Here is a 10776-nt window from a genome sequence, read left to right as displayed (position 1 = left end):
TGGACGGCGTCGACATCAAGCTGCTCGCCAACATCGAGGGCTCGAAGGACCTCCCCCAGGTGAAGGCCGTCAACGCCGACGGCATCGGCCTGTATCGCACCGAGTTCCTCTTTCTCGGGCGCGACACGCTGCCCGACGAGAGCGAACAGTACGAGGCCTACCGCGCGGTGGTGAAGTCGATGCAGGGCAAGCCGGTGACCATCCGCACCTTCGACGTCGGCGCCGACAAGGCGCTCGACATCTTCGCCGGCCGCGTCGAGCCCAACCCGGCGCTCGGCCTGCGCGCAGTGCGCTTTTCGCTGTCGGAGCCGCAGATCTTCCTCACCCAGCTGCGCGCGCTGCTGCGCGCCTCGGCCCACGGCAAGCTCCAGATCATGGTGCCGATGCTGTCGCACGCGCAGGAGATCGACCAGTGCCTGGCGCTGATAGAGAAGGCGAAGGCGGAGCTGCGCGAGGAAAAACTGAAGTTCGACGAGAGGATCGAGATCGGCGGCATGATCGAGGTGCCGGCTGCCGCGCTCGCGCTCGGCATGTTCGTGCGCCGGCTGTCCTTCCTCTCGATCGGCACCAACGACCTGATCCAGTACACGCTCGCGATCGATCGCTCGGACGAGGCGGTGGTCCATCTCTACGATCCGCTGCACCCGGCGGTGCTGAAGCTGATCAGCGGCACGATCGCCACCGGCGCTCGGCTCGGCGTGCCTGTCTCGGTGTGCGGCGAGATGGCGGGCGACGCGACCTACACCCTGCTGCTGCTGGGCATGGGCTTGCGAAACTTCTCGATGCACCCGGCGAAGGTGCTCGAGATCAAGCGCCTCGTGCTGCGTGCCGACATCGGCGAGCTGGCGCCCAAGGTGCAGCGCATCCTGAAGATGGACGAACAGTCGCGCGTGCGCGAAGCGGTGGAGCGGCTGGCCGGCTGAGTCGCGGGTGAGGCTGCGCGCTCAACGCGCACGCAGCAGGTCGAGCTCCGCGCGATTGCGCTCGTCGGTGTAGGGCTCGACCGCCTCCGGCGGTGGGCCGGCGAAGCATTGCACGAGCACGTTCGTCTGCGGCTGGTGCCGAAACAGGATCTCCACCGCGCATGGCCCATACACCGACTGGATGGTCGCCAGCAGGGTTCGGGCGTAGGTGCTGGCGAGACGCGGATCGAGGATCAGGTTGGCGATCATCGAGCCCTCGGGATTCAGCACCCGCCGCGTGTCCTGCCAGAACTCGCGCGTCACCAGATGGGCGGGCACGCTGGTGAGCGCGCTGTAGGCGTCTACGACGACGGTGTCGAAGCGCTCGCTGGTGTCGACGACGTAGCGGCGGGCGTCGGCGATCACGAGGCGTCCGCGCACCGGTTCGTGCAGGAACTCGCGCTCGGCCAGTTCGCGCACCGCGGGGTCGATGTCGACATAGGTGTAGTGGTTGTCCGGGTCGCGGTGCGAAAGGGTGAAGCCGCCCGCACCGAGCACCAGGATGCGGCGATCGCGGTAGCCCGGCTCGTCGCGCAGGCGCTCGCGCAGGCGCTCGATGTAGCGGGTGTAGCGCGGCGGTTCGCTGGCGTCGATCATCGAGGCCAGCGAATTGTTGATCCAGAACACCCGCGGCGCGTCGAAGCCGGGCAGCGCCACCGGCGCCACCCGATAGGTGGCGTAGGCGGTCTCGATCTGCTGCGGGAGCACCAGGTTGGTGGCCGCGCCCCCGGCGGCGACCGCGAGCGCGAGCGCCCCGGCCTGCCAGCGACGGCCCGAGGGCACCGGCAGGCAGAGCGCCACCGCCAGCAGCAGGCCGGCGCAGATCATCACCGCCGCGGCGACCCCGAGCCACTGCATCACGCCGAGCGAGAGCGACAGGGAGCCGAGAAAGGAACCGAGGGTGGACCAGTACAGCGCCGCCCCGCTGCGCTCGCCGGTGCGCTCGAAGCGCAGCAGGTTGGTCAGCACCGGCACCGTCTGGCCGAGCAGCCAGGCGACCGGGCCGAGCACGCCACCGACCAGCAGCAGCCAGGCGAGCCAGGCCGGGCGTACGTGGGCGAATAGCGCATCGACCACCGGTCCGGCCAGCCCGAGCACGATGAGCGCTGCCGCCCACAGGAAGTTCGTCCGCACGCGGTCGAGGTAATCGCCCGCCACCCGTCCGCCAGCCTGGTAGCCGAGCGCGAGCGCGAGCAGGAAGAAGCCGATCGTCGGCGCGGTGACGGTGATCGCGCTGCCGAGATGGGGCACCAGCCGGCGCAGGGCGATGATCTCCGCACCGAGCGAGGCAAAGCCCTCGACGAACACCATCGCATAGAGCAGCGCCACCGGCAGCGATCGCCCCTCGGTGGAGGCCGCCGGCGAACGGGCGGTGGATGGGTCCATGCGGGCGAGACTCCGGCAACGGCGACAGCGCCAAGCCTACTACGCTACGCCGGGATCGCGGAAAGCATGTCGAACATGCAGCGTGGATCGATCGCGTGGAGCGGGTGAAGGGAACAGCACCCGTTCGCTAACTCGTTTATTACGAACGTCTTTTCCGATCCAAGCGTCACGGAATGGACTCGATTGTGGACTCATGTCTTCGGTCTGGTCAACGCAGGCCGTTTCGGTTGATCCAGAGTGAGCCATGCACATCCACCCGAAGCCACAGCGCGTCGGACTTCATCCGGAAGTCCATCGTAGTACTGGCAAACCACAGGCGGCAACGGACAGGTGAACTGCGTCTTCAAAGGCCTGGCGCATCATCGACCGGTGCAGCCCCGTCTTTCACTCGCTCGATGAAGCGCTTCATGGGGTCCGTGGGCTCGCCTTTGCGGCGCAGCAGGTAGGTAGAGAGCATCGGCGGGGTGCCGGCCAGGGGACGAATGGAGATGTCCGGGCGCTGTAGCGTCTGCACTTGCGAGGCGATGGCGAAGCCGATGCCGTAACCGGCGCCGAGCAGGGTCAGCATCACGCCCAGGGTGGTCACTTCATCGACTACCCTGGGCGGCGTCTTTGCGTCCTGCAGCATCGCTTGAATCTGATGGCGGCAGCCCGATCCCGATTCGGGATGACACAGAACCAGCGGGAATTTCAACGCTTCGACCAGCGGCACTTGGACGTGCGCCAGCAAGGGATGGCGTGCGGGCACGATCACCGCCAGCGGATCGGTCCACACCGACTCGGCGACGAGGTCATCATGCACCGCGCTTGACAACGCAAAGCCGATGTCCAGCAGATCGTCATGCAGCATCTTGAGCTGCTACGCGAACGGGAGCTCGAAGACGCGAATCTCCAGTTCGGGCTCATCCTCGCGGCTGCGAGCCAGCAGGGTTGCGATCCGGGGCTGCACCATGCTGTCGCAGAGGGCGATGCGTAGATGGCCCTGGTAGCCCTGCGCCGCGGCCTTTGCGCTCCTCAGTGCCTGGTCAACGGTGGCCTCCACGCGTCGGCATTCACCGAGAAACACCTGGCCGGCCCAGGTCAATCGCGTCAGGCGTGTGCTGCGGTCGAACAACTGCACGCCGAGCTGGTTTTCCAATTCGCGCATCGCACGCGACAGAGGCGATTGCTCGATGCCCAGGCGCTGGGCTGCACGGGCCAGATGCAGTTCTTCCGCAACTGCGACGAAGTAACGCAGCAATCTGAAGTCCATGGCCGCCTCCTGTCTGTCGTCGTCTGGCTCGGGCTCTCCGGCGCCAGCGCTCACATCCAGATCCCGCCAGCATCCCGCTCTATGACGCCGCTTCAAGGGCTCATGCTTGCTAGGAGCATTTTCCTCGTCGATTCCCGCGGATCAGGCCGGCGCCTGCCCTGACGCGTGCAGGAGTTCGTATCGGTGCGGCCGGCGACGACTCGCTGACGTCAGAGCGAGCGTGACAGCGCATGCATTATGGAACTTTGTATCTATTTTGCGTGCTCTTGCATGGCGAGGCAATACGTTGAAATAACCAGCCTTGTCCGGCCACGTACAACCTCCTGGCGACAAGGAAAGGTCGGCCGGCGGTGACTGGAAACCCTCTGTGGCAGGCATCGCCAAAGACAAGCACTCATGCGGTTCCCTGCGGTCATAGGAACTAACTGCAGCTTCAGGGGCGAATACATGAATTTGCGCCATCTTCGCTGTTTCGTTGCGGTGGGCGAGGAATTGCACTTTCGCCGGGCGGCGCGGCGGCTGCAGGCCGCGCTGCGCGATCTCATGCGGGTGCTGTCGGCCGCCACGGCAGTGCAGCCGAACACCGCGCGTGCGCTTTTCATGGTCAAGAACGAGCCCATTCCGGCGTTCCGCCACAAGACCCTGCTGCAGTTGGTGCAGGAAGGACGCACCGACGATGCGATCGATTACTTGGAGTCGATCAGTGCGGGGTTCACTGGATGATCCTCCACGACCTGCCGCCCGGCACCACACTGTTCCGCGCGCATACCCCGCAGTGGGCCAGCCGGCCCACCAGCGGCGCGGGTGCGGCGGCCAAGGGCGGGCGCTTCAACCGGGAGGGCATCGAGGCGCTGTATCTGTCGCTGGAGGAGGTGACCGCATTGCGCGAGTACCAGCAGACCTCGCCCTTCCTGTCGCCCTGCACGATGTCCCAGCCAGGCGAACGACGGCGGCACCAATGTCGTCGTGTACGTGGATCGACTCAAGGACGGCAATTCCGTCGTGGTCAATGATCCCGACGGGCGGTTACCCCGCGACCAATCCAGCTGGAAGCGCTGACAACGCAACGCCATCTCACCTTTCGGCCCCTTGCCGGTCGAAACCCTATCCCCAGGGGATAGCCGGCACACACAGCCTTCCGTGCGGAACAAACCGGGCGCGCATGGGCTGCGGTTTGTTGACTGAAAGCCTTCCGGCCGATGCCGATGCTGGCGACTCGCTCCTTCACCGCGAGTCGCTCCGATGGCCAACGAACGCACAGAACCCCTGCAACTGAATCTCGGATCGTTGCGCAGCGCGATGTCGCTGACGCTGCACACGCACCACGCCTCACGCATCTGGCACGGCCGTGCGCCGACCGAGGGGCGTCCCGGCATCATTGGTCTCAACGGCTTCATCGGCGCCATGAACAAGATGAAGCGCGGCGCGGAGCAGGACGACCCGTACTCGGACTGGTGGATGTTGCGGATCGAGGACAAGCTCGCCGACACCAAGACCCGCCTGGAGACCCTGCGCGAACAGGTGGATCAGGCCCTGGCCGACGTGCCACCGGCGCTGTCGCTGGGCGAGAACATGAATGTGCAGCCGGTGAAGCTGCCGCTGTTCGTGAATGCACAGCTCGGCTTCATGGCGGTGTATCTGCTGGCCGACTACGACGACCTGGCACGCAAGCTCATCCTGGCGCACCACACGGCGCTGATCGACCGCAGCACCTTGGAGCGCTGGCTCAATGAGGGCGCACACGCGCTGCGCAGCCTGTTCTCGCTGGCCCAGCAGTACCGCTACTCGGGCACGACGCGCGACGACTTCGCGGCGAAGAACGCGGCGGCGCGAGCGGCGCTGGAGAAATTCGGCGAGCTGCCACAGCAGGTGCTGGAAGGCATGCACCGCTCGCGGTTCGCGCCACCGATCGCGCGGCGGACGAGCAAGCACGACACACCGCCTGCTGCACCCGTCCTCGAGCCCGATGCCCCGGTGCACACGGATGGCGCCTCCGATGGTCGGGCAGGTGACGAGGGGGCCGCCGCATGACAGCATCGCCCCCCATCAGCCACGCCACGCGCTTCGTGGCGCTGGAACAGGCGGACTTCCAGCGGCTGGAACACGCAGGCTACCTAAAAGGCCTTTTACAGCCTTTTAAGGGTAAGGGGAGTCTGGAGAACTGGGCCAGCCATTGCACGGCGCTGCGTGACGGCGTGATCGGCCTAGCACAGCGACGCGTGTTGCCCCAGGCGCACGCCTACCCCTTCAGCCTGCTCGGCGTGCAACTGGCCCAGCAGACGACTGGCGCAGGGACGACCTTCCTGCGCTGGCGCAATCTCGACCGTTCTTCAATGGGCGTGGCGTTGTGGGAGGCTCTGCTGGCCAACTCCGCGACGCCGGCCGCGCTGATCGACGAGCTGTATGCGATGGAGCTGCAGCGCATCGTGCTGAACATGCAGATCAGCCTGACTCACAGCATCGCTCGCCAAGCCCAGGCGTGCGCCAGCAAGGCCGCGCAGGCCGAAGCGGCTTACCTGCGCCGTGTCCACGGGCATACCGCGCCCGTTCCATCCACCACCAAGGAGTCACCATGAGCACGCACTTCGTCGGCGAGAGCAACATCGGTTCGGCGCCGGACTACCGCGAATTCCAGAACCGCAACGACGAGCCGCGCCGGCTGCTTCGACTGAACGTCTATTTCGACAACCCGATCCCGAAGAAGGATGGCGATTATGAAGATCGCGGCGGCTTCTGGGCGCCGGTGGAACTGTGGCATCGCGAGGCCGAACACTGGAAGACGCTGTACCAGAAGGGCATGCGGGTGCTGGTCGAGGGCCGCACCGTGCGCGACGAGTGGGAGGACGCCGACGAGAACGAGCGCGTCACCTTCAAGATCGAGGCCCGGCGCGTGGGCATCCTGCCGTACCGGATCGAGTCGGTGGCGCTCAGTGCCAAAGCGGGCGGCGGACAGTAGTTCCCCCATCGCCGCTTCCCCGAGGGCGGCTGTAGCAACCGTCATACGCCCGCGATGCACCAGCGAGCTATCCCCAGGGGATAGCTCCAAGGTTGTCCGGGGCGTTCCAGCCGCCCTTCCGAAACGATGCTCTGGCTGTGCCAACGCCGGCGGTCTATGCACGCCCATGCAGCAACGGACCGCCTGCCTGCCAATCGCAAAGCGGTGTCCGCACCAGTCGGCTTCCTTGCTGCCGGCATCTCCTGGCCCCGCCATGCTGACCCTCATCCGATGAACCGCACATTTCCCGGGGGGCTTCATGCGCGTTTTCCTGTGCGAGAAGCCCTCCCAGGGCAAGGACATCGCCCGTGTGCTGGGCGCCGGTCAACGCAGCAATGGCTGCTACAGCGGCGCAGGTGTCGTCGTGACCTGGTGCATCGGTCATCTCGTGGAGGCGGTTCCGCCCGAAGGATACGGCGAGCAATACAAGCGCTGGGCCATCGAGCAACTGCCCATTCTTCCTGAACGTTGGCGTGTCGAGCCCAAGGCGGCGACCGCAGCGCAATTCAAGCTCGTGCAGCAGCTCGTCGCCAAGGCGAGCGAACTGGTGATTGCGACCGACGCCGACCGCGAGGGCGAGATGATCGCCCGCGAGATCATCGACCTATGCGGCTACCGCGGGCCGATTCAGCGCCTGTGGCTGTCGGCGCTCAACGACGCGTCGATCCGCAAGGCGCTGGGTGCGCTCAAGCCGTCCGCCGAGACGCTGCCGCTGTATTTCTCCGCACTTGCCCGATCGCGCGCGGACTGGCTGATCGGGATGAATCTGAGCCGCTTGTTCACACTGCTGGGTCGCCAGGCTGGCTATACCGGCGTGCTGTCGGTGGGGCGCGTGCAGACGCCGACACTGAAATTGGTCGTGGATCGTGATCGCGAGATCGCGCGCTTCGTCCCCGTGCCGTATTGGACGGTGGACGTGCTGCTGTCCCATGCCGGCCAGTCTTTCACCGCGAGTTGGATGCCGCCCGAAGGCAGCACGGATGCAGCGGGTCGCTGCCTTCAGCAGCCGGTGGCGCAGCAGGCTGCGGACCGCCTTAGCGCGGCACGCGATGCGCAGGTCGTGTCGGTGGACACCGAGCGCGTGCGCGAGGCACCGCCGCTGCCGTTCGACCTGGGTACCTTGCAGGAAGTCTGTTCGCGTCAGCTCGGCCTCGAGGTGCAGGAGACACTCGACATCGCGCAGGAGCTGTATGAGACGCACAAGGCGACGACCTATCCGCGCAGCGACTCGGGATATCTGCCCGAAAGCATGCTCGCCGAAGTGCCGGCGGTGCTCGAGGCACTGCTCGCCACCGATCCCAGCCTGCGATCCTTGGTCGGCCAGCTCGACCGCAACCAGCGTTCGCGCGCCTGGAACGACGGCAAGGTGACGGCGCACCACGGCATCACCCCGACGCTGGAGCCCGCCAAACTGTCGGCCATGAACGCAAAGGAGCTGACCGTCTACCGGCTGATTCGCGCCCATTACCTCGCGCAGTTCCTCCCTCACCATGAGTTCGACCGCACGGTGGCGCAGCTCGCCTGCGGCGGTCAGCCGCTCGTGGCGGTGGGCAAGCAGATCGCCGTGATCGGCTGGCGCCAGGTACTGGCGACACCGGAACCGGGCGCTGCCGATGGTGTGGAAGCGCAGCGCAGCCAGGTGCTGCCGCCACTGGCGAGCGGATTGCGCTGCGGGGTCGAGCAGGTCGAGCTGAAGGCGTTGAAAACGCTGCCGCCCAAGCCCTACACCCAGGGCGAACTGGTCAAGGCGATGAAGGGTGTGGCCAAGCTGGTGGACGACCCGCGTCTGAAGCAGAAGCTGAAGGAGACGACGGGCATCGGCACCGAGGCCACGCGCGCCAGCACGATCAAGGGCCTGCTCGATCGCGGCTACCTGCTGAGGAAGGGCCGCACCATCCGCGCGTCGGATGCGGCCTTCACGCTCATCGATGCCGTGCCGGCCGCCATCGCCGATCCCGGCATGACCGCCATCTGGGAGCAGGCGCTCGATATGATCGAGGCCGGCCAGATGACGCTGGACACCTTCATCGCCAAGCAATCCGCCTGGGTGGCCCAACTCGTGCAGGAGCATCGGGGCGCGACGCTTTCCATCCCGCTGCCGCCGCCTTCGCCGCCTTGTCCGCAGTGCGGCACGCAGATGCGCCAGCGTGCCGGCAGGAATGGCGCGTTCTGGTCATGCAGCCGTTATCCAGACTGCACGGGCACGCTGCCGCTCGAGTCCTTGGCAAGCAAGCGCGAAGCGCCACGCAAGCGGCGCGCAGTACCCAAGACGTGCTGATGTCGAAGCATCCCTCAGCCACGCCGGCGGCTTTCCTGGCGGCGGGGCAAGCGTACCGCGTTTCGCGGGACCCCCAGCGCACGTCTCCTTCTGCAACGGTGCGCGCGCTCCGTCTGCCCGCCATCGGACAACGGGGCGAGAAGGCCACTGCTCCCCGAATCGCGCCCACCGCCATTCCCTTGATCGGTGTGTCTTGCTTCGGCCATGAGGGGCTTCCCGACGGCTTGCCGCCAAGCGAGCCGTGAGGAGGCCCCTTGGGCCGAGGGTAGTCCGTGCCGGTGCCCGCCGGCGAAACATCGGGCTCCCTTTGTGTGTGGATGCACGCCAGAGGTTGCCGGCCCCAGCCACGAAACGGGTCGGGTGCGATTGCTGACGCAGCGAACGGCTTTGACGACGGCCAGCGCTGACGCAGCCCACAGGTGGTTCTTCTTCCTCTCCCGCCGAAGGCCCGCGTGGCCTTCGGCGCCCTGGTCCTGGCCTTGTTCCTTGATGCGGACCACTGCCCCAAAGCGGGCCGTCTGCGATTCGGTTTTCGCTACGACGGCACCCATGCTGCGCGCCCATCCTCAGGCCATGCGTTGCTGACAGTTGTCAGCACCATGCCCAGGCAGTCGAGACCTTCAAGACTGCAGCGCGGATCACCGTGCTGGTCGTTTCGTTCTCCGGGCGCACCTGCGTCCATCCACCTCACCCTCAAGGGATCGACCTCCCTTGCGGGCGGGAGTCCCTTGGTTGCCACAAGGAGCCTCCCCATGGATACCCAAGCCATCCGTGCACAGATGCGAACGCTTGTCGTCGGTCATGTGCCGTCCAACGTCCGTTCGTTCAAGTTCAACATCTTCGACGGCGAGCCCAAGGTTTCGACGCTGGGCTTTCACATCGACCCGAAGCCTTTCGAGGGCAGGGTCATCGCCACCACCGACGAGGCCATCGTCGTCAAGACGGGACGGGCCGAGTTTGCGGTGCTCGATCGCTCGCTTGTCACCGAAGTGCCCGACGAGGGCGCCAAGGTGCAGGTCGAACCCTACGTCAGACGCCGCTTCGACGGTCAGCGCGCGGACACGCCCGAGGAGCACACCGAGTTCACCGCCGACGGCAAGCCGTACACGGTGCAGCGGTTCGTGCTCGGTTCCGCGCCGGCGAAGCTGCCGATCCCGGTACCTCGCTGCCCCGAGCTGCAGGCGCTTATCCAGCAGATGGAAGAGTTGCCAGCTCCCGACGGTTTCCGGCGTATCACCCATCTGCTGGTGGATGCCGGCGCGCGGGACTTTACCTGGATCGATCCGCTGCCCAAGGACATCATCGCGACGCCGCCGACCATCGCCTTCACGGTGGTCACGGCAAAGTTCCAGGGGCGGGTCGCTGTCCAGTACAAGCGCGGCCTCGACCTTTACGCGGTCGAACTGCACCGTGACCGAGAACTGGTCGAACGGGTCGATGAAGTGTTCTTTGATGCTCTTGGCGAGACGCTTGAGCGCCTCATCGACGATGGGAGTTGGCGGCGCATCCGCGTGCACTGCCTGTCCGGTCGCAAGTCTGTCCGGCACTGACCCCCGCGCAGCCTCCCGCTCACCCGGCGGGAGGTTCCGCATTCCGCTGGCTGGCGACACCTCCATATCTGCTCGATTCGAGGGCGCCGACCCGCAGCGTGTCCTTTCCGAGGCGGCAGCCAATCTACGCCGCGTCGTCCTGGTCAGGGACCAGGGCGTGTACTGCCTGGCCGAGCGTGACGAACAGCGGCCCGATGGAGGCCAGAAGTTCATTGCCTAAGCAGTCGGCTGCAATCCGGATATCGATGCGTTCGACGACTGGTCAGAACTTGTGCGTTCAGTGAGCGAGAGCTGCCGCCCCTTACGGAAAGCTTTCCACAAGGCGCGCTACTAGACGGTTGCCGTTTGAGAAA

At 66.1% G+C, this 10776-nt stretch carries 11 protein-coding genes; 8 read left to right on the top strand and 3 right to left on the bottom strand.

Features of this window, described 5'->3' with window-relative positions:
* Positions 1 to 923: phosphoenolpyruvate--protein phosphotransferase (gene ptsP / locus BB334_RS16280; RefSeq protein WP_068809692.1), on the top strand; the 923-nt coding region annotated here is incomplete at its 5' end.
* Positions 924 to 944: 21 nt separating this feature from the next.
* Here the strand turns inward: ptsP and BB334_RS16275 are convergent.
* The 3 genes from BB334_RS16275 to BB334_RS18960 form a co-directional block, all read right to left on the bottom strand.
* Positions 945 to 2348 carry a fused MFS/spermidine synthase gene (locus BB334_RS16275; protein ID WP_068809557.1) on the bottom strand — a complete coding sequence of 468 codons (1404 nt, stop codon included), beginning with the start codon at positions 2346 to 2348 and terminating at the stop codon, positions 945 to 947.
* A gap of 343 nt (positions 2349 to 2691) precedes the next feature.
* Positions 2692 to 3198, bottom strand: a complete 507-nt coding sequence (locus BB334_RS18965) for a LysR family substrate-binding domain-containing protein (RefSeq protein ID WP_456300366.1) — start codon at positions 3196 to 3198, stop codon at positions 2692 to 2694.
* 9 nt (positions 3199 to 3207) lie between these two features.
* Positions 3208 to 3600 carry a LysR family transcriptional regulator gene (locus BB334_RS18960; protein WP_456300365.1) on the bottom strand — a complete coding sequence of 131 codons (393 nt, stop codon included), beginning with the start codon at positions 3598 to 3600 and terminating at the stop codon, positions 3208 to 3210.
* 453 nt (positions 3601 to 4053) lie between these two features.
* On the opposite strand from BB334_RS18960, the gene BB334_RS18955 reads away from it, so the two are divergent.
* The 7 genes from BB334_RS18955 to BB334_RS16240 all read left to right on the top strand — a co-directional run bounded on the left by BB334_RS18955 (position 4054) and on the right by BB334_RS16240 (position 10423).
* Positions 4054 to 4323: a hypothetical protein gene (locus tag BB334_RS18955; protein WP_456300364.1), complete on the top strand. Its 270-nt coding sequence runs from the start codon at positions 4054 to 4056 to the stop codon at positions 4321 to 4323.
* The gene (locus BB334_RS17775) at positions 4320 to 4613 is read left to right on the top strand and encodes an RES family NAD+ phosphorylase (RefSeq protein ID WP_198531280.1); all 294 of its coding nucleotides are present in this window, start codon (positions 4320 to 4322) and stop codon (positions 4611 to 4613) included. Before BB334_RS18955 ends, BB334_RS17775 begins: the two co-directional genes overlap by 4 nt.
* A gap of 229 nt (positions 4614 to 4842) precedes the next feature.
* Positions 4843 to 5631, top strand: coding sequence for a PFL_4669 family integrating conjugative element protein (locus BB334_RS16260; protein ID WP_068809556.1), 789 nt, complete (start codon positions 4843 to 4845; stop codon positions 5629 to 5631).
* Positions 5628 to 6176: a DUF3158 family protein gene (locus BB334_RS16255; RefSeq protein ID WP_068809555.1), complete on the top strand. Its 549-nt coding sequence runs from the start codon at positions 5628 to 5630 to the stop codon at positions 6174 to 6176. Before BB334_RS16260 ends, BB334_RS16255 begins: the two co-directional genes overlap by 4 nt.
* Positions 6173 to 6556: a single-stranded DNA-binding protein gene (locus BB334_RS16250; protein ID WP_068809554.1), complete on the top strand. Its 384-nt coding sequence runs from the start codon at positions 6173 to 6175 to the stop codon at positions 6554 to 6556. Before BB334_RS16255 ends, BB334_RS16250 begins: the two co-directional genes overlap by 4 nt.
* Before the next feature lie 298 nt (positions 6557 to 6854).
* On the top strand, positions 6855 to 8873 hold the full coding sequence (locus tag BB334_RS16245; RefSeq protein WP_068809553.1) for a DNA topoisomerase III: 2019 nt from the start codon (positions 6855 to 6857) through the stop codon (positions 8871 to 8873).
* 752 nt (positions 8874 to 9625) lie between these two features.
* Positions 9626 to 10423, top strand: coding sequence for a GTPase (locus tag BB334_RS16240; RefSeq protein ID WP_068809552.1), 798 nt, complete (start codon positions 9626 to 9628; stop codon positions 10421 to 10423).
* The last annotated feature ends 353 nt before the right edge of the window (positions 10424 to 10776 follow it).

The organism is Thauera phenolivorans (assembly GCF_001696715.1).
In the GTDB taxonomy this organism is placed as follows: domain Bacteria; phylum Pseudomonadota; class Gammaproteobacteria; order Burkholderiales; family Rhodocyclaceae; genus Thauera; species Thauera phenolivorans.
This window is presented reverse-complemented; position numbering and strand designations above follow the sequence as displayed.